This window comes from Erysipelatoclostridium sp. DFI.2.3 (assembly GCF_019132535.1).
In the GTDB taxonomy this organism is placed as follows: domain Bacteria; phylum Bacillota_I; class Bacilli_A; order Erysipelotrichales; family Erysipelotrichaceae; genus Clostridium_AQ; species Clostridium_AQ innocuum.
On record NZ_JAHOOJ010000007.1, the window covers coordinates 160,766 to 185,467 of the forward strand.

Below are 24,702 nucleotides of genomic sequence, written 5' to 3' on the forward strand. Positions count from 1 at the left end.
TCAAAATCTGCTCTTGACGAAGCAGCATCGTGTGAGTATCATAAATACTAGCATTTAAAAAGGGAGAGTAGAAAATTTATGGAGGTAGAGGAATCAAAAAATTTAATGACAGAGGGAACGATATGGAAGAAAATCATATTCTTCGCCCTTCCTCTGTTTTTGGGAAATCTGTTTCAACAGCTGTACAATACAGCGGATTCATTGATTGTAGGAAATTTTCTTGGCAGCAATGCACTGGCTGCCGTCAGCTCGTCGGGAAATCTCATCTTTCTGATGGTCGGCTTTTTCAACGGTATCGCAATCGGTGCAGGGGTTGTGATTGCCCGTTATTTTGGAGCCAGAGATATCGACAATATGCAGCGGGCGATTCATACAACAGTCGCCTTCGGTCTTGTTTCCAGTTTGGTTCTAACGGTGCTCGGCGTTCTTCTGGCACCTCAGATTCTGATCTGGATGGATACACCGGCGAATGTTCTGCCGCAGTCGGTAACCTATTTCCGCATTTATTTTATGGGCTCTCTGGGGCTTGTCATGTACAACATCTTTGTGGGCATCCTGCAGGCGGTAGGTGACAGTAGACATCCGCTGAATTATCTGATCATTTCATCAATTATCAATATCGTGCTGGACATCGTATTGATTGTCGTCTTTCATATGGGAGTTGGCTCTGCGGCCTTTGCGACAATTCTTTCACAATTCGTCAGTGCATTTCTATGTATGAACCGGCTGCTGCGGACAAAGGACAGCTATCGGCTTTCCCTGCGCAAAATTCGCTTTCACAAAGATATGCTCGCACTGATTATCCGCTATGGTCTGCCAAGCGGTCTTCAGAATTCCATCATCGCCATCGCCAACGTGGTCGTGCAATCCAATATCAACGGCTTTGGGGAAATGGCAATGGCCGGATGCGGAGCCTATTCAAAAATCGAGGGGTTTGCGTTTTTGCCAATTACCAGCTTCACCATGGCACTGACAACCTTTGTCGGTCAGAACCTGGGGGCACGTCAATACGAACGTACGAAAAAGGGCGCAAAATTCGGTATGCTGTGCTCCATGGCGATTGCAGAGGTGATCGGAATTGTCATTTTTCTGGGGGCACCGCTATTGACAGCTGCCTTTAACAATGATCCGCAGGTGGTAATGTTTGGAACCGAGAGAGCCAGAACCTCGGCAATGTTCTTCTTCCTGCTGGCTTATTCACACTGCATATCCGCCATACTGCGCGGTGCCGGAAAATCCATGGTACCAATGATTGTCATGCTGCTGTTCTGGTGTGTGGTGCGAGTGACCTTTTTAACGGTTATGATTCACTTTTTGAATGATATCGCCGTTGTATACTGGGTATATCCGCTGACATGGTCCTTAAGCTCCATCGCCTTCTTCCTATATTATCGTAAGGTGAACTGGATGCATGCGTTCGAGGCGGCCTGAGACACACACACTTGTTTCCAACCGGAAGGCCTGTATGCGCGTCATAGTAGCTATGACATTTTTCGCTAGTTGCAGGATAGGAGTTCAAAATATTTGCCTTTTAATTCCAAACGGCTTCAAAAAACGCTTCAAATCCGGGCATGATGACATACTGAGCTGAAAAGACTTTACAGAGATGAACATACATATTGAATGAAGGAACAGGTAACCTGCATGCGGGCACGCTGTTCTTTTTATATGCGGTTTTTATAACATTAAGGAAGCATACAGCTGTAGGGCAAAGAATACAGCGGCTTTTGCTTCATGCGATATCTGCCGAGAACGTACGGTGAAATATGAAATTGCCTGTTCGCTATTGACAGGGAGCAGCTACAAACGGATAACGCCCCATCGATTAGGAAGCTGACAAAATTCTTTTCTTTTTTCCTCAGAACTCTTATAATGAAAAGAGCAGCTCAGAAAGAACAACAATACGTGATGCTTTACGCTGGATACTATGAAAGAAGTGAAATGATGAACAATATAAATATCGGAATGCTGGCACATGTGGATGCCGGCAAAACAACGCTGTCGGAAAGTCTGCTGTATGTGTCCGGGAGTATTCGTCAGCTGGGACGGGTGGACCATGGAAATGCCTTTCTGGATTATGATGCACAGGAAAAGGATCGCGGTATCACGATTTATGCCAAGCAGGCAATCTTTGACTGGAAGGATACACGCATTACCCTGCTGGATACACCGGGACATGTGGATTTTTCCGCAGAAATGGAGCGGGTGCTGCAGGTTCTGGACTATGCAGTGGTGATCATCAATGCACTGGATGGCATACAGTCCCATACGGAAACGATCTGGAAGCTGTTGCAGCACTATCATGTTCCTGCTCTCGTATTTGTGAATAAGATGGATGTCAGCCATACAGAGCGCACACAGATCATGGAGGATTTGAAACGGCATCTGGATGAGCATTGTGTGGATGTTACCCTGCAGGATGAAGCATGTCAGGAGCAGCTGGCCATGTGCAGTGATGAATTGCTGGAAAGCTATATGGAAACAGGAGGAATTACCGATGAGCAGCTGGCGGATGCGGTTGCGCAGCGAACCATCTTTCCCTGCTGCTTCGGCTCTGCACTGAAAATGGAAGGAATTCAGGAATTTCTTGATATGTTAAACTCCTGTACAAAGGCTCCGGCATATCCGGAAGCATTTGGTGCCCGGATATTTAAAATCAGTCGGGATGAGAATGGAAACCGTCTGACGCATATGAAAATCACCGGCGGCAGTCTCAAGGTAAAAACGAAGCTTGCGGAGGATGAAAAGGTCGATCAGATTCGTCTGTACTCCGGAACCCGTTATCAGCTTTGCGAGGAGGCATGCAGCGGCTGTGTATGTGCAGTAAAGGGATTGACCGATTTTCATGCAGGAGATGGTCTTGGCTTTGAAAGGAGTCGGCAGGAGGTTCAGCTTACCTCGTTTATGAATTATCGTGTGCAGCTTCCAACGGGCTGTGATCCCTTTGTCATGCTGAAGCAGCTGCGCCAGCTGGCGGAGGAGGATCCACAGCTGCATGTAAGCTATGATACTCATTTGAAAGAGCTGCATGTACGGCTGATGGGGGATATTCAGACCGAGGTATTAAAGCATACCATACAGGAGCGTTATCATACCGCAGTGGACTTTGATGAGGGCAGTGTTGTATATAAGGAAACGATATTGAACACAGTTGAGGGGATTGGCCATTATGAGCCGCTGCGTCATTATGCAGAGGTGCATCTTCTTTTGGAGCCCCTGCCGAGAGGAAGCGGTCTGCTCTTTGAAAGTGACTGTAAGGATGAGGTGCTGGACCGTCACTGGCAGCGTCTTATTCTGAGTCATTTGCAGGAAACGGAGCATGTCGGCGTTTTGAGCGGGTCTCCCATTACCGATATGAAAATCACCCTGCTTTGTGGCCGTGCCCATCAAAAGCATACCGAGGGTGGAGATTTCCGGCAGGCAACCTATCGGGCATTGCGGCATGGACTGCGCAGTGCAGAAAGCATACTGCTGGAGCCTTACTATGAATTTACCCTTCGCATTCCCCCTTCCTGCGTCAGCCGTGCGGTATTTGACATCGAGCGCTTTCACGGTACCTTTACCCTGCAGGAGGACAGTGGGGAGATGAGTGTCATCAGCGGCAGTGCACCGGTACGGAAGCTGCAGAGCTATCCACAGGAGGTATATGCCTATACCAAGGGGAAGGGACGCCTGTTCTGTACACTGAAGGGCTATGAGGCGTGCGCAGATGAGGAGGATGTGCTGAAGGAAGTGGCATATGACTGTGATGCAGACATGGATCATCCGTGTGGTTCCATCTTCTGTTCTCATGGAGCGGGCTATTATGTGCCTTGGAATGAAGTGAAGCAGCATATGCATATGCAGAGTGACTGGGGCCGTATGCAGCTGAAAAGGGAAAGCTATCAGAGCTATACGGCAAAGCCTGTGGATGAAAAGGAGCTGGAGGAAATCTTTATCCGTACATACGGTCCGATCAAGCGAAGACCACCGCAGAAAACGAAACCCGCCTCGAATATTATAGATTTGGAAAAACAGAACATTTGCTGTCAGCCGCTCCCGGAATGCCTGCTGGTGGACGGATATAATGTGATTCACGACTGGGAAGAGCTGAAAGCCATGGCAAAAGAGCATCTGGATGCGGCACGGCATCGATTGATCGACATCATGTGCAGCTATCAGGGGTATCGCGGCTGTGAATTGATTCTTGTCTTTGATGCCTATAAGGTAAAAGCAGGTATCGGCTCCTCTCATAAAGAGGGAACGATTCATGTTGTGTATACAAAACAGGCGCAGACAGCCGATATGTATATTGAACAGGCAACGCATCAGCTTGCGAGTGAATTCCGTGTAACTGTGGCAACCTCTGACGGTATGGAACAGCTGATTGCCAGCGGACAGGGGGCATCCCGTATGTCATCCCGCCAGCTGTATGCCGAGGTATTGCGCATGAAGAACACCTCGGTAAAGGAATTTGAGCGGAAGCAGCTGCGCGGCGGTGCGGAGCCGCTGAAAAAACTGCGGGAATACCGGATTGAGGATGCTGATGAGGAAATGAAATCATAAAACAAAAGCACCGGAAAACATGGTATGATGGAAGCGTCAAAGGTTCCTTCTGCAGAAGATTGTGCAGGCATAAGCGCCTTTTGATTTAGAAAATACACCGCTGTAAGAGATGATACTGCAATGTATCGCCTTTCTACCGGTGTTTTTTCATATCCATCATGCACACACAAGCCTATCCGCTGTAGAAGGAAACAGGGCTGAACAAAACGAAAAAGAGACCTTCATGCTGCAGAGTATATAAATGAAAATGCCATGGAATCAAAGCAGACCCTATCTGTGCCGGCATGCAGACTGCTTAAATTTCTCATTCGTGCAGGACCACAAAACCATGGTATGCGCTTGGTTTCTGAAAAGCAAATACCCGCTATGATTCTACAGCGGCTTCATTTCTGTGTGCCGGAATAGAAAGCTTTTGAAAAACGGTATACACAGCAGTCCTGTGTTTTTTCTTTGTATGACAGGGGTAAAAGGATGCAGAGTGTGATAAAATAGAAAAAAGGGCAAGAGCATATGGCGGCAGCTTATCCTGATACAGGCGTTATTCAGAGTACCTGTGTTTGGGTGTGCCGGCCTAAAAGGAGGTAAGACCATGCACCGACTATCATGGAATAGCATAACAAGCGAAACACGGATTCCGCAGAAAACATCCGCAAATGCAGAGAAATACCGCAGTGAATTTGAAAGTGACTATCATCGGATCATCCGCAGTGCATCCTTTCGCAGACTGCAGGATAAGACACAGGTATTCCCGCTTGACAACAGTGATTTTGTGCGCACAAGACTGACGCATTCTCTGGAGGTATCCTCCATCGCAAAGCTGATTGGCAAGCAGGTATGCATACAGGTGCTTGATCAGCAGCTGGCACCTGCCGGGGATCAGCCGGATTCCTTGAAGGTTATTGAAATTCTCAACTGTGCAGGTCTTCTGCATGATATTGGCAATCCTCCCTTCGGTCATTTTGGAGAAAGTGCAATTCGCAACTGGTTTGAGAAAAATCTATCCCTGTTACAATTCAAGCAACGGCCTTTACAGGCATGGCTGGATGAGCAGCAGCAGGCAGACCTTCTGTATTATGAGGGCAATGCCCAGGCGCTGCGTATAATCACAAAGCTGCACCGTCTTACAGGACGAAGCGGCATGCATCTGACCAGCAGTGTTATGGATACGATTATCAAGTACCCGGTGAACTCTCTGGAAAAGCTGGCAGAGGATACAAAGGAAAAATCAAAGCGCAGTCTGCTCAGAAAAAAGGTCGGTTACTATCAGAGTGAAACGGATCAGTTTCTGGAAATCAAACAGAATACCGGTACAACGGGCTGCCGGAATCCGCTGTGCTTTATACTGGAGGCGGCAGATGATCTGGCTTATACCTTTGCGGATTTGGAGGATGGCTATAAAAAAGGTCTGTATTCCTATGAACAGCTGCTGGATGTAATCGTGGAAGCGCAGGATGAGCGGGGAGCGGAGCTGCTGCGGCAGGGGCTGGAGGAAGGACGCCAGCTGAAGAAAACGAGTGAAAAGGGCTTCGATCCTTATCAGCACGCAGTTTTCACATGGCTGACAAAGAAACAGCTGTTCAGTATTTCCGGTGTGTCCGATGCATTTTTGAAGCATTATGATGCGATTATGAACGGGGAATTTGATCAGGAGCTGCTTGCGGTAAGCAAGGAAGGACAGCTGATCCGAAGTCTGAAGCAATTCGCCTTTGACAGAGTTTATAATGATGCCGCAATACTAAAGCTCGAGCTGATGGGGAATGAAATCATCACCTTTCTGCTGGATCGCTTCATGGATGCACTGCTGCCCTATGACAGCGGCTTGAACATGAGTGAAATACAGGAAAAATACATTGATCTGCTTTCCGGAAACTACCTGAATACCTATCAGTATACTGCACAGGATAAGGAGGATGGCGAACGGCTGTATCTGCGTTTACTGCTGGGAGCGGATTTTGTGGCCGGCATGACAGACAGCTATGCAATCCGTCTGTATCAGGAGCTGAAAGGAATCTAGGTGATGCTATGAAGCAGGAAATCTTTGAACAGCTGAAAAGGGAGCTATGCGCCTGCCGGCTCTGTGAAGGAAAATTTGACCATGAGCCGCGTGCGATTTTTCAGGGGGCGCAGGACGCAAACATCATGCAGATTTCACAGGCACCCTCTATTCATGTACATAACAGTGGTCTGCCCTTCCATGACGCCAGTGGGAAAAAGCTGCGCAGGGAATGGTATCAAATCGATGATGCGCAGTTTTATGATGAGCATAACTTCTATATCGCTTCCATGGGACACTGCTATCCGGGAAAGGGGAAACAGGGAGATAAAAAGCCTCCCAGAATCTGTGCCAGAACCTGGCTTATGCGTGAGCTTGACGCGGTGGATAATCAGCTGTATATCATCATCGGGGCAATGGCCGCAAAGGAGCTGTTTCCCGAACGAAGCTTTGAGGAGCTCGTATTTCACGATCAGCAGCTGCGTGGAAAGCCGGCTCTGGTGCTGCCGCATCCATCTCCACTCAATGTACGCTGGATGAAGGAGCATCCGCAGTTCGAAGCGGATCGCCTGTTGCATATCCGAAAGCTGATACATAGGGCTTTGCAGCTTTGAAGGCAGGATTTCCTGTTGGATATCACCATATTCTATCGGGAAGACAATTAAGAATTGCAGGAAGCAGGATGCCATACAATGGGCATACTGCATGGATGTAAGGCTTTCTGTATTATCATGAGCAGTCCTGCACAGGTATGTTATACAGCAGTAGGGCTTAGGATAAGGAGTGCCGTTTGCTTGTTGCACAAAGCAGCATGCGGGTGCTCCCTTTTTATTTGTGAAAAAGTAAACCACCAATAAGGTTCAGCGGCTTCCGGTGATGTGGGAAGGCATACAGGCGCTGAAAGCAGCCATTGCAGAAAATAAAAGAGCTGTATCTATCAGACGGTATAGATGATTGCTATGGTGCATTAAGTAAGGAACCTGCTGTGCCTGTTTGTTTGCACATCCGGCAGGGGCAAGCAGATTTCTGTGTTATCTTCCATAAACAGGAAAAAAGTTTACTTTCTTTATGCAAATCACTTTAAAAAATAAAGTTACTATGGTATAGTATGAATGTAAAGCAGGGAAACACATGCTGCAGGAGGTATTTATGAAATCTTACGACGCAATTATCATCGGCTTTGGAAAGGGTGGAAAGACCCTTGCCGGATATATGGCAAAACAGGGAAAACGGGTGGCAATGATTGAAAAATCAAATCAGATGTATGGAGGTACCTGCATCAACGAAGGCTGCATTCCCTCAAAATCCCTGATCATACAGGCAGATAAGCAGTCCTATGGGCAGGCGGTAGAGCGCAAGGAAGCACTCATCGAGAAGCTGCGAAAGAAAAATTTTGACAAGCTGGATTCTCTGGAGCCGGTCGATGTCATCACGGCAAAGGCTTCCTTTGTCAGCGACCACGAGGTACATGTACAGGGGGCAGGTGTGGATGAAACCCTCTATGGAGACTATATCTTCCTCAATACCGGTTCTGTTTCAAACATTCCCAATATAAAGGGGATACACGAGGCACGGCATATTTACACAAGTGCGGAAATGATGAAGGAACGCAGTCTTCCTGCGAAGCTGGCCATTATCGGCGGCGGCTACATCGGTCTGGAGTTTTCCAGCATGTATGCACGCTATGGAAGCACAGTCACTGTATTTGAGCATGGAAGCCGTCTGGTAAAGCGTGAGGATCAGGATGTTGCGGATGAGATTCAGAAGGTGCTGGAGAAGCAGGGGGTAGGCTTCGTATTTGAAAGCAGTGTAAAGGAGTTTGCCAATGACGGGGAACAGGTTGTGATTACGTATGATGATGCGCATGGTATACAGCAGAAGCTTACAGTGGATGCAGTCCTGCTGGCGGCCGGAAGGAGTGCGAATACAAAGCAGCTCCATCTGGAGAACACCGGAGTAAAGCTGGATCAGCGCGGCAATGTCATCGTGAATGAGTATCTGCAAACCAGTGTGCCTCATATATATGCGATGGGTGATGTAAAGGGTGGATTGCAGTTTACCTACATTTCTCTGGATGACTATCGCATTGTGAAGGATCATCTCTTCGGAAACAAGCAGCGAACTACAAAAAATCGCGGTCATATCGCTTATTCCGTATTTATTTCGCCAACCTTCTCCCGTGTGGGACTGAGCGAACAGGAGGCACGGGAACAGGGCTATGCCGTAAAAACGGTTTCCATGCCAGCCGCCGCAATTCCACGGGCGAATGTCATTTCACAGTCCGATGGTCTTTTAAAGGCGGTTATTGATACAAAAACAGATCAGATTCTAGGCTGTGTACTGTTTTGCGCAGAATCTGAGGAGGTTATCAATTTTGTACAGCTGGCTATGAATCAGAGGCTGACGTACCAGGAGGTCGGAAATCACATCTTTACACATCCGACGATGAGCGAGGCCCTGAATGATTTATTCAGCTGATAAAGCGGTTTAAAGCATTCGAAAGAAATGAGGCAGGAGGCGTGTCAGGAAGCTGTAGCTTTCTTCTACGGTTAGGAATTCTCATGATGCAGCCCTGCCTATCTTGTAAACAACATAAAATAAAAGGAGGAAAACATGATGTCAAATGTAATACATGCAAAGGAAGCTGAATTTAACGAACTGATTCAGAAGGAGGAACTGGTACTGGTGGACTTCTTCGCTACCTGGTGCGGGCCATGTAAGATGCTGGCACCGGAAATCGAAGAGCTGGCAGATGAGTTTGAAGGAAAGGCGAAAATTTTAAAGGTGGATGTCGATCAGGAGCAGGCACTGGCTATGCGCTACGGGGTACAGTCCATTCCAACGCTGATCGTATTCAAAAACGGCGTACAGACTGAAAAGCGCCTGGGCTATCAGCCGTATCCGAAATTGAAAGAAATGTTAAACAGATAGGAGAATAGAATGCTGAATCCCAACGACGTATTAAGCCATATCAGCTTTCTGCTGGTCTTTCTGGAGGGCTTATTATCCTTTTTATCACCCTGTGTATTGCCGCTGCTGCCTGTCTATATGGGGTATCTGGCAGGGCAGGATCAAGAGCAGCCGCATTCGCAGCGCAGAATTTTCCTGCTGACGGTCAGCTTTGTCATCGGAATTTTTACCGCGATACTGCTGATGAATATTTCCGTACATGTGCTGAGCAGCTTTTTCAAGGATCACATGGTGTATTTCGTACGAATCGGGGGTATCCTGATTGTGCTTCTTGGTCTGCATCAGCTGGGAATCTGGAAATTCAAAAGTCTGGAGCGCACATGGAAGCTGCCGTTTCAGAAAAAAGGAAGTGTGAATGCAGTTATTGCCTTTCTGATGGGCTTTACATTCAGCTTTGCCTGGACACCGTGTATCGGCCCTGCGCTGTCTTCCATTTTGCTGCTGGCGTCATCCTCCGGCAGTCTTTGGGTGTCCACCTTCCTGATGATTGTATACGCACTGGGGTTTACAATTCCCTTCCTGATATTGGGATTGTTTACCGGAAAGGTACTGCACTGGATTTCCAATCATAAGAATATCATGAAGATTGCTGTCAAGCTGGGGGCTGTTATCTTAATTGCAATCGGTTTGATGATGTTTACCGGTAAAATGAATACCATCAGCTCGTACATGAGTACCTCGGATAAGGCAACTGCCAAAAAGGATACGGATACGGCCACACCAGAGCAGGAAGAGGAGGCTGCGGATACTCCGGATGCACAGACCTCGGCGGAGCAGCTGGATTTTGTTCTGACGGATCAAAACGGAAAACAGGTATCCCTTGGCGATTATCGGGGAAAGGTTATTTTTCTGAATTTCTGGGCAACCTGGTGCCCGCCGTGTCAACGTGAACTTCCGCATATTCAGGAGCTGTATGAGAAGTACAGGAACAGTGATGAGGTAGCTGTTTTAACGGTGGTGAATCCCGGCGGTCAGGAGAAATCTGCAGAAGGAATTCGGACATTCCTTGATGAGCATGCATATTCCATGCCGGTTTTGTTTGATGATGGCTCCATGTATTATTATTTTCAGATAACAAGTATGCCGACGACGTTTATGATTGATAAGAACGGGAAGCCGTTTGGCTATATCAAGGGACAGCTGACGCCGGATATGATGGAGAATATGATACAGCAGACATTGTCAGGAAAAAAATAAGGAATTGATGGTATATATGGAAAGGGTTATATAAGGTGATGGTATGAAAAAACAGTATGATATGCATTGCAATATCGCACAGACACTCAATCTGATCGGTGACAGATGGACACTGCTCATTTTGCATGCAGTGCGTGAGGGGAGACGCACATATAAGGATTTGCAGGAGGGGCTGGAGGGCATACCGACAAATCTGCTGTCCAGCCGATTAAAGTCCTTGTGCGAGGATGAGCTTCTCAGCTGCAGCCTGTATCAGGAGCATCCGCCGCGCTATCAGTATGAGCTTACGGATAAGAGCAGGGATCTGGATGATATCTATAATGCAATGATGATCTGGGGGGACAGGCATCTGCATAAGAGCTATAAGTGTCTGAAGCATAAGGATTGCGGGGGGGCTGTTGATATACAGTATGTATGTAGGGAGTGCGGAAAGGTCATACGAAAAGAGGACCTGATTGCGAAACCGGTTGAGGGGTGAAGCGGGTACAGCTGGCGCGGGCTGGCTGTATCTTTTTTGTATGCATTCCTGGAATTTGAAAAGATTAACGATAAAGTATATGAAAAATATGATATGATAGTAGCTGAGGTGAGTCTTTCATGAAATTGATGTTTATTATTGCAGGAGATGAGTATGCTGCCGATATTTCGGAAAAGCTCAAAGAGCATGCATTTATGGCGACAGAGGTTGGAAGCACAGGTGATTTTCTGCAATATGGACAGACCGTTTTGCTGCTGGGGGTGAATGAGCAGGATTGTGACAGAATTTTATCAATTCTCGATCCGGAAGCTGACTGGAAGGGCACAGAACACGGATTTCCGTTTCATGAGGAGGTTTCTATATTTGTCACGGATGTAAATGATTATGTGAAGGTAAATGCATAGGGATGGTCGGTTTATTTCGGGCTTTAAAATAGATGACAGAGCATCCTTTTCTTTTAGAGTATTTGATTAAAAGGCCTTGTTATAAAGGGTTTAAAGGGGTTCGATTTCGTTGGATAAAAAAATTCAAAAAAATTCAAAAAAGTTGTTGACATAAAAAAAGTCTAATGGTATTATATATGAGCGCTGATGAGAACGGCGCGAAAAAAGAAGTTCAAAAAACGTGGAGGCTTAGCTCAGCTGGGAGAGCGTCTGCCTTACAAGCAGAGGGTCGGGGGTTCGAGTCCCTCAGCCTCCACCATAAAAATGTGCCGACTTAGCTCAATTGGTAGAGCAACTGACTTGTAATCAGTAGGTTGTGGGTTCAATTCCTATAGTCGGCACCATCTTTTAAAAAAGAGTCGGGGAGGTAGCGAAGTGGCTAAACGCGGCTGACTGTAACTCAGTTCCTTTTGGTTCGGCAGTTCGAATCTGTCCCTCCCCACCATCTTTTATTGGGGCATAGCCAAGCGGTAAGGCACCAGACTTTGACTCTGGCATTCCACTGGTTCGATTCCAGTTGCCCCAGCCAATTAAATTCAACATATAAATGACCCGTTAGCTCAGTTGGTAGAGCATCTGACTTTTAATCAGAGGGTCGGGCGTTCGAATCGCCCACGGGTCACCATTTATCTGTTGCGGGTGTAGTTCAATGGTAGAACTTCAGCCTTCCAAGCTGACTACGTGAGTTCGATTCTCATCACCCGCTCCATATATCAAACAAGTCGATATTTATCGGCTTTTTTTGTCTTTTTTCGAAATTATGACCAACAAATGACCAACATGTTAAAGTAAGAAATCGTTCGCTTTTCAAAACCAGCTAATGTTATTTGGCTAGCTATCTTATTAAATGACTGTTCTATAGACACATGGATAACGCATATATGATACATAATGCTTTTCCATAATATATTGATGTAATTTAGACATAGAGACTCACAAAAAGGTATTTCATCTGAAGCCTGTAAATTTGTAAGAAAACTGGAGAGGGATACATACATAGCATGAGATCCAGCATGTAATCCATACATTTTGCAGGTATGAGAAAAAGGAAATCATCCATACTATGCATGAGGTGATATACAATGGATAACAACGCAATCGTAGAAGAATTAAACCAGCTGCTGAAGGGCACGCACATGGGAATCGGTATATTTGAAGATTTGGAAGGAAAGCTGCAGAGTGAACGACTGAAAACAGAATTTCACGGACTGCTGGACAAGCTGAAAATGCATGCACATTCCCTGAGCGCTTTGATTCAGACATGCGGCGGTGACCCCGTCGAAAGTGCCGGATGGAAAGGCATGGTGACCGATGCAGTTGAAATGCTGAAAAACCTGATGATCAGCAATGATAAGCAGGTTCTGGAGGAAGCTGTTAAAAATATTAAAATGGCACAGAAGGCATTGTATGCGTTTGATGAGAAGCATCTTGTATTAAACGATCAAATGAAGAAAACGATGCGGATCATGCAGGAGGATTATGAATCCATGTACCATATGCTGCATAAATATCTGATTGAATTTCAATAATCCTACTGGAGAGTTTGAACGTTTCCGTGTATAATCGTATCTATAGAAAGAAGGGTTAAGCATGAACGTTCAGGAAAGATTTTTACACTATGTATCCTTTGATACGCAATCCGATGAGCATTCCCAGACAACACCAAGCTCTTTGAAGCAGCTGAAGCTGGCAGAGGCACTTGTGGATGAAATGAAGGCTATCGGCATCGAGGATGCATATGTAGATGAATTCGGTATTGTATACGGTACGATACCGGCAACAACCAAAAAGGATGTAAAATCCATCGGGTTTATCGCGCATATGGATACATCTCCGGATATGAGCGGCAGAGATGTAAAGCCGAGAATAGTCAAATCCTATGACGGGTCCGATATCGTGCTGAATGAAGAACTGGGTATCAAAATGGGAGTCCATGATTTTGCATGCCTGCAGGAGAAAATCGGCGAGGATTTGATTGTGACAGATGGAACGACGCTATTGGGAGCTGATGACAAGGCGGGAATTGCGGAAATCATGACGATGGCGGAAACGCTGCTTCAGGAAAGCCGTGAGCATGGAAAAATCTGTCTGGCATTTACACCGGACGAAGAGGTTGGTCGGGGAACGGATCATTTCCGTATTCCGGAATTCGGTGCTGATATTGCATATACGGTTGACGGAGGAGAGGTAGACTGCGTGGATTATGAAAACTTCAATGCCGCTAGTGCAGAAATTCAGATTCAGGGTCTGAGCATCCATCCGGGAAGTGCGAAGGATAAAATGATCAACGCCCTGCTGGTAGCGATGGAATTTCACTCCATGCTGCCGGTACAGAAAAATCCTGCTTATACGGAAGGCTATGAGGGCTTTCACCATCTTACAGACCTCCATGGAGAATGTGAGCATGCCTATATGTCCTATATTATTCGCAATCACAGTGAAGAGCTGTTTGAACAGCAGAAGGCAGAGTTTCAAAGAGTTGCGGATTATCTGAATCAGAAATATCCGGAAAATACGATTCAGCTGCAGATTCATGACAGCTATGCGAATATGCGTACCATTATTGAAAAGGATATGCGAATCATAGAGCTGGTGAAAACGTCCATGAAGCAGATTGGCTTGGAGCCGAGATCCATGGCGATCCGCGGAGGCACGGATGGTGCCCGTCTGACCTATGACGGCCTTCCTTGTCCCAACCTTGGAACCGGTGGCTATAACTACCATGGAAAGTATGAGTTTGCTTCCATTCAGGAGATGCAGAAAAGTGTTGAGCTGCTGCTTAAAATTGTAGAAAACAATGTGCAGGAAGCATAAAAGGCATATTCCTGTACCGATGATCGTCTTGGAATAAATGCAAGAAAACAGAAGATGGAAGCCTGCTGCATGTGCAGGAAATCATTCTTCTGTTTTTTCTGTTTTTAAGGTGAGTGAGGATCCTTCGCACAGCATGTGTATGCGGACGGATATTCCATGCCACTGTGCTTTCTTCACATTATAGGAAGTCGTGCCGATTTCCTATAATGGGTTAGAGCTGCGCTACTATGTTAAATCGTCCCGATTTCCCATAATAGCTTTATAACACCCTCTAAACTAGAATCGAAATATTTCATATTTCATTCTTCGGGTGTTATGAACCTCTAACTCATTATAACATTTTTATAGGGACAAGCAGTTTCTATTTCGCGGATAGTTTCTTTTCTTCAGCTTTTTTCAGCAATCATTCTCTCCCTTATTCTATAGAGAGCATTTTCCTAAAAGGCGGCAGTGCTCCAACAGAGGGAGCATTCCCTGTATGGTTGATAAACTGTTCAGCAAAGCGTAGGTTCGCAAGCATGATAACCACAGAAGTGAAGGTACAGCCTATTCTCTGCGGCTTTTTGTATAAGACGGTATCCTATCTTTGACCAAATAAAAAGTGTCTTGAGAGAAGACACCTTACCGGTCATATGTTTTTGAAAAAGACCTGTGCAAAAGAGCAGCTGTTAAGAACAGCGCGTTACTCCTTGACAATGATACCCAGCAGCTGTACCAGACGAAGCGCCTGCTGTTCATTGACGATGACTCCGCGGATATGATCCATCGTCAGACTGATACCTTCAATATCGCTGGAGGAAAGATCCATGCCCTTTAAATTCGTGTTATGAAACTCACTCTCCTTCAAATCACAGCTGTCGTATACGGTTTTCTGATATTCGCACTGAATGAAGCTCGCATTTGAAAAATTGCTGTTCTCAAAAATAACCTGCCGAAATCTGGAGCCCGACAAATTGGCATAGGCAGCCTTCAGATTTGTGAAAAGAGTATTGTGTATGACACAATCGCTGAAATCGATTCCCATACAGCGGCAGTTGCGGAAAACACAGCGGTGAATAGCTCCCTTGTTGAAATGCAGGTTTGACAGCTCGCAATTTTCAAATACGGTATCAATCATATCAATCGCATCAAACTCACAATCCTCAAAAAACACATTACGAAAGACGCAGCCGTCCAGATGCAAGGCGGTATACTCCTCATTGCTGATGGTGATGCCGTCAAATTCCATTCCTTCCACATAATTGTCCTCATCAATGCAGGCATACAAGCTTTGTGCTTTCGTATACGATGGGCGCAGGCGGGGCTGTATTATTTTCATTATATCCACATCCTTTGGGTTCTATTGTACCGTATTCTCTGCGGTATGAAAAGAAAATCTCCGTAAAAATTTCAGCGGCTGCTTTCCACTCATCGCTTTCCCATAGCGGTAATCGTATAAGTTCCAAGGAAGCATTACCTTTAGGCAGGCTGGGAAATGACCGCAGAAGACTGCTTGTACATTTTTTTGTTTGACATGTTTTCGTTGATTGCTTCCTGAATGGTGAAGAAGGGCATCAGGCTTATATCCGGCTCGATCAGTCTTCGATATAGAAGTCTTGTATTTCCGGGGAATCCTCTATATAATGAAGACGTTGAAAAAACGATTGCGTATTTATGAAGGATACTTGATAGAACGCAGTAGATGAAGGAAGGTACATATTATGGAACATATCATACAGCCGATGGCGGCTTCTTTGCATATCCAGCCGGAACAGATCAAAAACACACTGCAGCTGCTGGAGGAAGGAAACACCGTTCCGTTCATTGCCCGTTACCGTAAGGAAGTGACCAAGGGACTGGATGAAGAACAGATTCGTGTTATACAGGAGCAATATGAGTACCAGGTGAATCTGGAAAAGCGCAAGGAGGATGTCAAGCGTCTGATTGAGCAGCAGGGCAAGCTGACGGAAGAAATTATCGCATCAGTCAACGCCTGTGAAAAGCTGTCACAGGTTGAGGATATTTATCGTCCATACCAGCAGAAGCGGAAAACAAGAGCAAGTGATGCGGCTGCACGCGGCTTGAAGCCGTTTGCGGAATGGATGCTGAAGCTGCTGCGTGATGCGGATGTGCGTCAAGAAGCGAAGAGATATTTGAATGATAAGGTAACCGATGTGGAGGCTGCCATACAGGGAGCAAAGGATATTATTGCGGAAATGGCAAGTGATGATCCGGCTGTGCGCCAGAAAATCCGCAGCAGTATGGAGCGCTATGGAAGGTTAACGACGAAGGAAAAGAAAAAGCATACCGATGAGAAAAAGGTTTATAAAATGTACTATGATTACAGCGAGCGTGTAACCACACTGGCCAGTCACCGTATCATGGCAATCGACCGTGGAGAAAAGGAAAAGGTGCTTGCCGTTTCCATCGAGTTTGATAAGGAGTATATCATTGACTGGACCAATCGACGGTTTACGAAAAAACGCCAGAGTCCGTGTGTGGAATATATCGAGGAGGCTGTGCAGGACGGTCTGAAGCGGCTTGCCTTTCCTGCGGTGGAGCGTGAAATCCGATCCCAGCTGAGTGAAAAGGCACACGAGCAGTCGATTGAGGTATTCTCATTAAATCTGGAACGTCTGCTGATGCAGCCGCCGATGAAAAATAAAATGGTGCTTGGCTTTGACCCGGCCTTTCGTACCGGCTGTAAGCTGGCTGTCGTCGATAAAAACGGTAATATGCTGGATGTCAGTGTGATTTATCCGACACCGCCAAATGCCAAGATCAAAGAGGCGAAGGAGAAGATGCTGCAGCTGTTAAAGAAGTATCCCATTGATATTATCGCTATCGGAAACGGAACTGCCAGCCGTGAAAGCGAAGCCTTTGTTGCCGCATTGATTCGTGAATATCATCTGTCGGCTGCCTATACCATCGTTTCCGAAGCAGGGGCATCCGTGTATTCCGCAAGCAAGCTGGCACGGGAGGAATTTCCTGATCTGCATGTGGAGCAGCGCTCTGCCATTTCCATTGCACGCAGGATCATTGATCCGCTATCCGAGCTGATCAAAATCGATCCGCAGTCGATCGGTGTCGGGCAGTATCAGCATGACCTTCCCACCGCCCGTTTAAAGGATCGTCTTGATTTTGTTGTTTCCAAGGCGGTGAACCGGGTCGGTGTCAATGTGAATACCGCATCCCAGGAGCTGTTGAAAAACATATCCGGACTCAGCCAGGCTACAGCAAAATCCATTGTGGAATACCGCAGGGAGCACGGGGAGCTGAAAAACAGGAAGGAACTGAAGAAAATTCCGAAGATCGGTGCGAAATCGTATGAACAGGCGGCCGGCTTTTTGCGTATCGAGGATGGGGATGAGCTGCTGGATCGTACCAGTATTCATCCGGAAAGCTATGCCACAGCCAGAAAGGTGTTACAGCAGCTGGGTCTCAGTGAGCAGGATATGGGAAGTGAACAGGCACAGGAAGCGGTACAGCAGGCGGATGCTGACGGGCTGATTCGTGATTGTGAGAGTGACCGCTATACGATTCAGGATATCCTGGAGGCAATTGCGACACCGTTAAGAGATTATCGTGAACGGTATGATGCGCCGCTGTTAAGAAGCGATGTGCTGGAGCTTGAGGATCTGCATATCGGTGATCAGCTGGAGGGAGTTGTCCGCAATGTGGTGGATTTTGGAGCCTTTGTGGATATCGGACTGCATGAGGACGGTCTTGTGCATATCTCTAAAATGAGCAGGCACCGTATTGCACATCCAAGCGATAAGGTATCGGTAGGAGATATCGTGAAGGTCTGGGTGTATAACATTGATGAAGAAAAGCAGAAGGTACAGCTGTCACTGCTGCCGATGCAATAGAAATAAATTTACGGTTCTGTTGAACCGATGGATAAGAGTATTCATGAAAGCAGCCGTTAAGAACATTTGTTCAAAAAAACGGCTGCTCTTTTACAATTTCACATAATATTCTATGTGCAATGCAGGGGTTTTATAGTATAATAAACGTGTTCAAAACAAGGAGGACTATAGAATGTACCAATCAGAAGATCTAAAGGGAAAAGCGAACAACATTCGCAAGAACATCGTTAAGACGGTTACAGAAGCAAAATCCGGTCATCCGGGTGGAAGTCTGTCTTCTGTAGAAATCGCAACGGCAATTTACTTTACACAGATGGATATCACCCCAGACAACGTGGCATCAACGAATAGGGATCGTTTTGTCCTGTCAAAGGGTCATGCTTCACCGCTGCTGTATTCCGTACTGGCAGAGAAAGGGCTGATCGAAGAGGAAGAGCTGTTAACGTTCCGTAAAATCAACTCCCGCCTGCAGGGACATCCAAGTATGCGCAAGCTGCCTGGTGTCGATATGTCCACCGGATCACTGGGACAGGGAATCTCCTGTGCAGTCGGTATGGCACTGGCGAACAAATACAACAAGGAAGACCACCGTATTTATACGATTTTAGGTGATGGGGAATGTCAGGAAGGGCAGGTATGGGAAGCTGCTATGGCGGCATCACACTACAAGCTGGATAACCTGCTGGCATTTGTTGACCACAACGGTCTTCAGATTGACGGTAATGTAACCGATGTTATGAATCCAACACCGATTGATGAAAAATTCAAGGCATTTGGATGGAATGTGATCGTTCTGGAAAACGGAAATGATCTGGAAAGCGTAATTGCAGCTTGTGAGGAAGCAAAGACGGTCAAGGGAAAACCAACGGTTGTTGTTGCTCACACAGTTAAGGGTAAAGGCGTATCCTTCATGGAAAACAAAGCTGGCTGGCATGGAACTGCACCGAGTGCAGAACAGTGTGCGGAAGCAATTGCAGAACTTGAAGGAGGATGTAAATAATGGCAAAGATGGCTACTCGTGAAGCGTATGGAAAAGCGCTTGCTGAACTGGCAAAGGAAAATAAAAAGATTCTGGTACTGGATGCCGATTTATCCGGTTCCACAAAAACAGGCGAAGTGAAGAAGGTTGCACCTGAGCAGCATTTCAACTTCGGTATTGCAGAGGGCAATATGATGGCTGCGGCTGCCGGTATGGCAACAAGCGGAAACATCGTATTTGCAAGTACATTCGCAATGTTCGCTGCCGGACGTGCGTTTGAACAGGTGCGCAACTCCATCTGTTATCCGCACCTGAATGTAAAGGTGTGTGCAACACATGCCGGACTTACCGTAGGTGAGGATGGTGCAAGTCACCAGAGTGTTGAGGATGTTGCTTTGATGAGAAGCATTCCGGGTATGGTTGTTGTTTCACCGGCTGACGGAGTGGAAACAAAGGCGGCAATTCGTGCAGTGGCTGAATACGATGGTCCATGCTATGTACGTCTGGGTAGAATGGCAGTTGAGGATGTATATACAGAAGATACGCTGAACTTCCAGATTGGAAAAGGAAACGTGGTCCGCAAAGGAAACAGCGTTGCGCTGATTGCGACCGGTATCATGGTGGAGGCTGCCATGAAGGCTGCGGATATCCTGAAGGAAAACGGTATGGATGTAACGGTTGTTGATATGCACACCATCAAACCGATTGACGAAGAGCTGATCGTTGAACTGACAAAGGATCACGATCTGTTTGTAACCTGTGAAGAGCACAGTGTTATCGGCGGTTTGGGTAGTGCTGTTGCCGAGGTACTCAGTCAAAAGGCACCGAAGAAGCTTGCCATGGTAGGAATCAAGGATACCTTTGGAGAAAGCGGAACACCGGCTGCACTGCTTGAGAAATACGGTCTCACTGCAAACGATATCGTTAAGGCAGTGGAAGACAATAAGTAAATTATAGGATAGAAAGCTGTAAGATTTGGTTATCGGATAAAATCTTGCAGCTTTTTTATGTTCCTGCGCCTTTTTACAGCGATGGGAAAAATTAGGATATGATAGAGACGTGCTTATGCAGGTCATTATCGAAAAGTCTGTAATTAACGGAAGAAACAGCAAGGGTGTTGAAAGCGATGCATAGGAGTATGCTGAAAATATGCTATCTATAAGAGACATATCACATAAACTGCTGATGAAAAAGGAAAGATAAATACATTGTGCGGGATTGCTTTGACTGATGCATGATAGGAAACTGTGTACATCTTCCATATATTTTCTGTCTGTCATATCAGAAGGGTGGCAGAGGCTGCACTGTATGATGTTCTTAAGGGGTGTATATAAAGACGAATATAAAAAAAGCAGAACCTGTGTGTTCTGCCTCTTTCCTATTTGTTTTTTACATCTGCTATTGCAGTGTAAACAGCCTTTGCATCCAGGACATTGCCATATTCTGTAGCACTGCCGCCTTCCTCAACAAGGGTTTTCTCTATTTTCTCTGCCTTGGCGCTGATGACCATATACTGATGACCGTCCTTCATTCTGGCAACACTGATCAGACAATAGCCTGCCTCAGGTGTAAAGCCGCTTTTACCGCCAATGATTTCTCCGCCTGGAAACTTCAGATCCTTATCATAAAACAGAAGGGTGCTCCTCAGCTTCAGCCCATTTGGGTGCTGTTTGGTTGCAGGTATGGTATACCGCAGGGTTGTCATCACCTTGCGAAAGGCAGGATTTTTCCATGCGTGATCCATCATTTTTTTCATATCCTGCAGCGTTGTATAGTGCTGTTTATCCTGTAGTCCTGTCGTATTTGTGAAATGCGTATGCAGCATTCCCATACCGTTGGCCTTTTCATTCATATCCTTCACAAATTTGGAAATACTGCCATTCAAGTGATTAGCCAAAGCGTTTGCACCATCTGCACCGGAGGGAAGAATGAGTGCGTATAAAAGATCCTCCAGTGTTACCTGTTCTCCTGCTTCCAGACCTGCGACACTTGCATTTGCTTCCGCAAGCCCTTCAATATCCTGTTCTGTAATCGTTATTTTTTTATGCAGATTCTCCATGTTATCCAGGGCGACGATTGCGGTGAGCACCTTTGTCAGGGATGCGGGAAACAGCCTTTCATCACTGTTTTTTTCATAGAGTACCTGCTGATCCTGTAAGTCGATCACCATGGCATAGCGGCTGTTCAGGGTCATACTCTTTAGCCTTTTCTTTATGTTCTGCTGATTTGCATCAAGACCTTGCCCTGTGACGGGGGTTGATGCTTCCTCCTGCTTCATGAAATCAGGATAATACTCTTTGATTTGTATGTACATAGCGACATCCAGAAACAGCAGAAGCAGAGCTGCTGCCGCCACGAGCCACCATCTTTTTCTTATATTTCGCATTGCTGTCAACTCCTCCAATATCATAACACAGATAGTAAAATAGTCTATGGCAAATATGGGAAAATTGCCTCTTAATTTTTTCTTACATTGCAAACTTGTCGCGACGAATGTGGCGGGATTTGTTATAATAGAAACATGGAGGGATTTTTCATGCAGACAAAAATACTGGTATTAGATGATGAAAAGGAAATTGCAGACCTCGTTGCGCTGTATCTGAACAATGAAGGCTATGAAGTACATAAATTTTATGACAGCAAGGATGCGCTGGAATATATGAAAAATAACCGCGTTGATCTGGCACTGCTGGATGTGATGATGCCGGAAATCAGCGGCTTTGAAATATGCAGAATCATACGGGAAAAATATATGTTTCCGGTCATCATGCTGACTGCCAAGGTGGAGGATGTGGATAAGATACAGGGACTTTCTCTGGGAGCGGATGACTATATCACAAAGCCGTTTAATCCGCTGGAGCTGGTGGCCCGTGTCAAGGCACAGCTGCGCCGCTATAAAAAATATAACCCGTCACAGGAAAATGTGAATGTGATTGACTTTAAGGGGCTGATCATCGACAATGATTCCCATCGATGCACCCTGTATGACGAAGTGCTTAATCTGACACCGATTGAATTTTCAATCCTGTGGTATCTGTGCAAAAACCGCGGGCGTGTGATCACCAGTGAAGAGCTGTTTGAGGCTGTGTGGAAGGAAAAATACTTTGACAGCAACAATACGGTAATGGTGCATATCCGCCGTCTGCGTGAAAAAATGCATGAGCCGCCGAGAAATCCGAAATTCATCAAAACGGTGTGGGGCGTAGGATACCAGATTGAAGAATAGCACCTATCGCAGATTGCGCAAGCATCTGGCGTATCTGTATCTCTTTATGACAGCGCTGGTTATGGGAATCATCGGCATTCTTATTTTTCTGCTGGATCATTACGCACAGGTTTTCAGTAATCAGGGAACACTCAGGGATTCAGATTTTCTGCTGTTTTATCTGAAGCATGAGCTGGAGTTCAATCTGTTTCTGCTGGCAGCAGGCACAGCGCTTCTGCTGTATCTGTTTGTACTGCTCTTCTTTCAAAATCTGGATGTCCTGCTTGATACAGTGCAGGGTAAGCCGGTGGACCGACTGCCGTTCAGCTACCGTTATCTGCCGGAAATGGATATGGCCAGAGGACGGATTCAGGATATGCTGGAGAAAAAGCAGCATACCCGTCAGCTGTCGGTTCAGGAGAAGGAGCATAAAAACGAGCTGCTGATGTATCTCGCACATGACCTGAAAACACCGCTTACATCAATGATTGGCTATATTAACCATATTCTTGATCACAAGGTGGATCAGGAGCAGCTGGATACCTCGATTCGCATCACCTATGAAAAGGCACAGCGTCTGGATGATCTGATAGATGAATTTTCAGAAATTCTGCGGTATGACGATAAGGTGTCACAGCTGGAGGTCACCAGAATTGATCTGAATACCATGCTGCAGCAGCAGCTGGCAGGCTTTTATCCGCTTATGGAGGAAAAGGGAATCCGGCTGCAGCTGCATCTGGCGGATCATATGGAAATCAGCGGAGACTTCGATAAACTGCAGCGTGTCTTTGATAATCTTATGCGAAATGCCATCAACTACAGCATTCCCCAGACGGAAATCCGGATCGCCGGTATGCTGTATGAGGATGGTGTCTGCCTGACCTACAGCAATGAAGGAGAAGCCATGGATGCCGCTTCCGTGCAGCATCTGTTCGACAAATTTTATCGGGCGGGAAGTGCACGGACATCGACCAGCGGAGGTGCCGGGCTGGGACTGGCGATTGCCAGAGAAATCATTGAGCTGCATCAGGGGGAAATCAAAGCCGACATGGAAGGTACGACGATTACCTTTACCCTGCGGCTTCCGTATGAACAGAAGGTGATACTGTGAAACACGCCAATTTAAAAGCCCTGCGTCGCCGTCTGTTTATCAAATATGCATGCATTATCATTGGTATCACGCTGGGGACGATAACACTGATTTATCTCTTTGATGATGTGCTGAACGGTGTTGTCATCGACTTTATCCGGCTGTTTATGGAAACCGGAGATCCCTTTGCGATGTTTCGCAAAATTTATATGATTGTGCTGCCGCTGCTTATTGTGGCCGCCATTATTCTTATGATTTATTTCCTCTGTCGTGATCTTGTCAATTATATGCGGATATTGATGCGGGGCATGGAGGATGTTATGCGCAAGGATCGCTCCCGTTTTGATTTTCCAAAGGAAATGAAGGAAGCGGAACAGCTGATAATGGCGCTGTCTGATGATTATCAGAATTATCTGAAGGCTGCTGCACAGGATGAGGAAAAGAAAAAGGATTTGATTTATCTGCTGGCGCAGGATATCAAAATGCCGTTGTCCAATATTTTAATGTATTTGGAATTTCTGCATAAGGAAACCCGTATTTCCCCGGAAATTCAGAAGGACTTTGTCATACAGGTACTGCATAAGTCGCTGGACTTGGAGGATATGATCAATGAGTTTTTCGATATCACCCGGTTCAATCTGCAATATGCGAAATGGAATCCGGAGCATATGTATCTGGATCGCATGATGGAACAGGTGGTGGATGAGTACTATATGCTGATGGAAGCAAAGCAGATGGAGGTATCCATAGAAAGCGGCAGCGGCCTTGCATTGTTTGCGGATAATGAAAAGATAGCACGCGTCATGCGGGACCTTCTGCGCAATTTAGTTGAGCTGGGACGGGTGAAAGCGACGATTCATATCCGGATGCAGGAGTTTGATGAGCGCTATGAGGTGCTTATGGAGGTGGAATCCAGACATCTCTCAGCATATCAGATTGCCCATATCTTTCACAATTATTACCGGCTGGAGGATGTGCATGGCGAGGGCAACCTGCATGTTCTGGGGCTGGGGATTGCCAGACAGATTATGGATATGCAGAAGGGGACACTGCGGGCAAGCTCGATAGACAAGCTGTTAAGCTTTACAGTTCAGATTCCAAAGGCTTTTGTACCGGGACATAAGGAATCCGTGGTATAAT

The 24,702-nt window shown here is 46.2% G+C and carries 19 protein-coding genes and 6 tRNA genes; 23 read left to right on the forward strand and 2 right to left on the reverse strand.

Going from position 1 to position 24,702, the window contains the following annotated elements; genetic code table 11:
- The first annotated feature begins 78 nt into the window (after window positions 1-78).
- The 17 genes from KSZ58_RS09165 (at window position 79) to pepT (ending at window position 14,440) form a co-directional block, all read left to right on the forward strand.
- Entirely contained in the window at window positions 79-1,431 is a 1,353-nt protein-coding gene (locus KSZ58_RS09165) for an MATE family efflux transporter (protein WP_008819191.1), read from the forward strand.
- A gap of 510 nt (window positions 1,432-1,941) precedes the next feature.
- Entirely contained in the window at window positions 1,942-4,545 is a 2,604-nt protein-coding gene (locus KSZ58_RS09170) for a translation factor GTPase family protein (protein ID WP_009269507.1), read from the forward strand.
- A 589-nt stretch (window positions 4,546-5,134) separates the two neighbouring features.
- Complete coding sequence (locus tag KSZ58_RS09175; protein ID WP_008819189.1) at window positions 5,135-6,559, forward strand: deoxyguanosinetriphosphate triphosphohydrolase; 1,425 nt, start codon at window positions 5,135-5,137, stop codon at window positions 6,557-6,559.
- A gap of 8 nt (window positions 6,560-6,567) precedes the next feature.
- Entirely contained in the window at window positions 6,568-7,152 is a 585-nt protein-coding gene (locus KSZ58_RS09180) for a uracil-DNA glycosylase family protein (RefSeq protein WP_009269506.1), read from the forward strand.
- Between the two features lie 535 nt (window positions 7,153-7,687).
- On the forward strand, window positions 7,688-9,016 hold the full coding sequence (locus KSZ58_RS09185; RefSeq protein ID WP_040014051.1) for an FAD-dependent oxidoreductase: 1,329 nt from the start codon (window positions 7,688-7,690) through the stop codon (window positions 9,014-9,016).
- 135 nt (window positions 9,017-9,151) lie between these two features.
- Complete coding sequence (trxA, locus tag KSZ58_RS09190) at window positions 9,152-9,469, forward strand: thioredoxin (protein WP_040014023.1); 318 nt, start codon at window positions 9,152-9,154, stop codon at window positions 9,467-9,469.
- Between the two features lie 9 nt (window positions 9,470-9,478).
- Entirely contained in the window at window positions 9,479-10,705 is a 1,227-nt protein-coding gene (locus KSZ58_RS09195) for a cytochrome c biogenesis protein/redoxin (RefSeq protein WP_065530899.1), read from the forward strand.
- Window positions 10,706-10,748: 43 nt separating this feature from the next.
- Window positions 10,749-11,183 (forward strand): helix-turn-helix domain-containing protein, encoded by a 435-nt coding sequence (locus tag KSZ58_RS09200; RefSeq protein ID WP_002608214.1) that lies wholly within the window; start codon window positions 10,749-10,751, stop codon window positions 11,181-11,183.
- Window positions 11,184-11,302: 119 nt separating this feature from the next.
- The gene (locus tag KSZ58_RS09205; RefSeq protein WP_002608215.1) at window positions 11,303-11,587 is read left to right on the forward strand and encodes a cyclic-di-AMP receptor; all 285 of its coding nucleotides are present in this window, start codon (window positions 11,303-11,305) and stop codon (window positions 11,585-11,587) included.
- A gap of 222 nt (window positions 11,588-11,809) precedes the next feature.
- Window positions 11,810-11,885: transfer RNA gene (locus KSZ58_RS09210), tRNA-Val, on the forward strand.
- A 9-nt stretch (window positions 11,886-11,894) separates the two neighbouring features.
- Window positions 11,895-11,970, forward strand: a tRNA-Thr gene (locus KSZ58_RS09215).
- 17 nt (window positions 11,971-11,987) lie between these two features.
- A tRNA-Tyr gene (locus KSZ58_RS09220) sits at window positions 11,988-12,071 on the forward strand.
- 8 nt (window positions 12,072-12,079) lie between these two features.
- Window positions 12,080-12,155 (forward strand) — tRNA-Gln (locus KSZ58_RS09225).
- A gap of 20 nt (window positions 12,156-12,175) precedes the next feature.
- Window positions 12,176-12,251: transfer RNA gene (locus tag KSZ58_RS09230), tRNA-Lys, on the forward strand.
- A gap of 10 nt (window positions 12,252-12,261) precedes the next feature.
- Window positions 12,262-12,335: transfer RNA gene (locus tag KSZ58_RS09235), tRNA-Gly, on the forward strand.
- Between the two features lie 373 nt (window positions 12,336-12,708).
- Window positions 12,709-13,155: a DUF2383 domain-containing protein gene (locus tag KSZ58_RS09240; protein ID WP_009269498.1), complete on the forward strand. Its 447-nt coding sequence runs from the start codon at window positions 12,709-12,711 to the stop codon at window positions 13,153-13,155.
- A 61-nt stretch (window positions 13,156-13,216) separates the two neighbouring features.
- A complete protein-coding gene (gene pepT, locus KSZ58_RS09245; protein ID WP_009269497.1) occupies window positions 13,217-14,440 on the forward strand; it encodes a peptidase T in 1,224 nt (407 codons plus the stop codon).
- 682 nt (window positions 14,441-15,122) lie between these two features.
- Here the strand turns inward: pepT and KSZ58_RS09250 are convergent.
- Entirely contained in the window at window positions 15,123-15,758 is a 636-nt protein-coding gene (locus KSZ58_RS09250; protein WP_002608223.1) for a pentapeptide repeat-containing protein, read from the reverse strand.
- Between the two features lie 382 nt (window positions 15,759-16,140).
- On the opposite strand from KSZ58_RS09250, the gene KSZ58_RS09255 reads away from it, so the two are divergent.
- The 3 genes from KSZ58_RS09255 to KSZ58_RS09265 all read left to right on the forward strand — a co-directional run bounded on the left by KSZ58_RS09255 (window position 16,141) and on the right by KSZ58_RS09265 (window position 20,217).
- Window positions 16,141-18,288, forward strand: a complete 2,148-nt coding sequence (locus tag KSZ58_RS09255) for a Tex family protein (RefSeq protein WP_009269496.1) — start codon at window positions 16,141-16,143, stop codon at window positions 18,286-18,288.
- Window positions 18,289-18,460: 172 nt separating this feature from the next.
- On the forward strand, window positions 18,461-19,288 hold the full coding sequence (locus tag KSZ58_RS09260) for a transketolase (RefSeq protein WP_009269495.1): 828 nt from the start codon (window positions 18,461-18,463) through the stop codon (window positions 19,286-19,288).
- Window positions 19,288-20,217: a transketolase family protein gene (locus tag KSZ58_RS09265; RefSeq protein ID WP_009269494.1), complete on the forward strand. Its 930-nt coding sequence runs from the start codon at window positions 19,288-19,290 to the stop codon at window positions 20,215-20,217. Before KSZ58_RS09260 ends, KSZ58_RS09265 begins: the two co-directional genes overlap by 1 nt.
- A 428-nt stretch (window positions 20,218-20,645) precedes the next feature.
- Here KSZ58_RS09265 and KSZ58_RS09270 read toward each other — a convergent pair whose 3' ends face one another.
- Window positions 20,646-21,653 (reverse strand): D-alanyl-D-alanine carboxypeptidase family protein, encoded by a 1,008-nt coding sequence (locus KSZ58_RS09270; RefSeq protein ID WP_009269493.1) that lies wholly within the window; start codon window positions 21,651-21,653, stop codon window positions 20,646-20,648.
- Between the two features lie 150 nt (window positions 21,654-21,803).
- Here KSZ58_RS09270 and vanR point away from each other — a divergent pair, with 150 nt between their 5' ends.
- The 3 genes from vanR to KSZ58_RS09285 are packed head-to-tail and all read left to right on the forward strand — an operon-like array spanning window position 21,804 to window position 24,701.
- Window positions 21,804-22,493: a VanR-ABDEGLN family response regulator transcription factor gene (gene vanR, locus KSZ58_RS09275; RefSeq protein WP_002608228.1), complete on the forward strand. Its 690-nt coding sequence runs from the start codon at window positions 21,804-21,806 to the stop codon at window positions 22,491-22,493.
- On the forward strand, window positions 22,483-23,583 hold the full coding sequence (locus KSZ58_RS09280; protein WP_008819177.1) for a cell wall metabolism sensor histidine kinase WalK: 1,101 nt from the start codon (window positions 22,483-22,485) through the stop codon (window positions 23,581-23,583). The genes vanR and KSZ58_RS09280 overlap by 11 nt, the downstream gene beginning before the upstream one ends.
- Window positions 23,580-24,701 carry a sensor histidine kinase KdpD gene (locus tag KSZ58_RS09285; protein WP_009269492.1) on the forward strand — a complete coding sequence of 374 codons (1,122 nt, stop codon included), beginning with the start codon at window positions 23,580-23,582 and terminating at the stop codon, window positions 24,699-24,701. The genes KSZ58_RS09280 and KSZ58_RS09285 overlap by 4 nt, the downstream gene beginning before the upstream one ends.
- Window position 24,702: the final 1 nt, after the last annotated feature.

Coding starts and splice junctions, on each gene's coding strand:
- KSZ58_RS09165 (WP_008819191.1), top strand. CDS start 79: ATGGAGGTAGAGGAATCAAAAAATTTAATGACAGAGGGAACGATATGG.
- KSZ58_RS09170 (WP_009269507.1), top strand. CDS start 1,942: ATGATGAACAATATAAATATCGGAATGCTGGCACATGTGGATGCCGGC.
- KSZ58_RS09175 (WP_008819189.1), top strand. CDS start 5,135: ATGCACCGACTATCATGGAATAGCATAACAAGCGAAACACGGATTCCG.
- KSZ58_RS09180 (WP_009269506.1), top strand. CDS start 6,568: ATGAAGCAGGAAATCTTTGAACAGCTGAAAAGGGAGCTATGCGCCTGC.
- KSZ58_RS09185 (WP_040014051.1), top strand. CDS start 7,688: ATGAAATCTTACGACGCAATTATCATCGGCTTTGGAAAGGGTGGAAAG.
- trxA (WP_040014023.1), top strand. CDS start 9,152: ATGATGTCAAATGTAATACATGCAAAGGAAGCTGAATTTAACGAACTG.
- KSZ58_RS09195 (WP_065530899.1), top strand. CDS start 9,479: ATGCTGAATCCCAACGACGTATTAAGCCATATCAGCTTTCTGCTGGTC.
- KSZ58_RS09200 (WP_002608214.1), top strand. CDS start 10,749: ATGAAAAAACAGTATGATATGCATTGCAATATCGCACAGACACTCAAT.
- KSZ58_RS09205 (WP_002608215.1), top strand. CDS start 11,303: ATGAAATTGATGTTTATTATTGCAGGAGATGAGTATGCTGCCGATATT.
- KSZ58_RS09240 (WP_009269498.1), top strand. CDS start 12,709: ATGGATAACAACGCAATCGTAGAAGAATTAAACCAGCTGCTGAAGGGC.
- pepT (WP_009269497.1), top strand. CDS start 13,217: ATGAACGTTCAGGAAAGATTTTTACACTATGTATCCTTTGATACGCAA.
- KSZ58_RS09250 (WP_002608223.1), bottom strand. CDS start 15,758: ATGAAAATAATACAGCCCCGCCTGCGCCCATCGTATACGAAAGCACAA.
- KSZ58_RS09255 (WP_009269496.1), top strand. CDS start 16,141: ATGGAACATATCATACAGCCGATGGCGGCTTCTTTGCATATCCAGCCG.
- KSZ58_RS09260 (WP_009269495.1), top strand. CDS start 18,461: ATGTACCAATCAGAAGATCTAAAGGGAAAAGCGAACAACATTCGCAAG.
- KSZ58_RS09265 (WP_009269494.1), top strand. CDS start 19,288: ATGGCAAAGATGGCTACTCGTGAAGCGTATGGAAAAGCGCTTGCTGAA.
- KSZ58_RS09270 (WP_009269493.1), bottom strand. CDS start 21,653: ATGCGAAATATAAGAAAAAGATGGTGGCTCGTGGCGGCAGCAGCTCTG.
- vanR (WP_002608228.1), top strand. CDS start 21,804: ATGCAGACAAAAATACTGGTATTAGATGATGAAAAGGAAATTGCAGAC.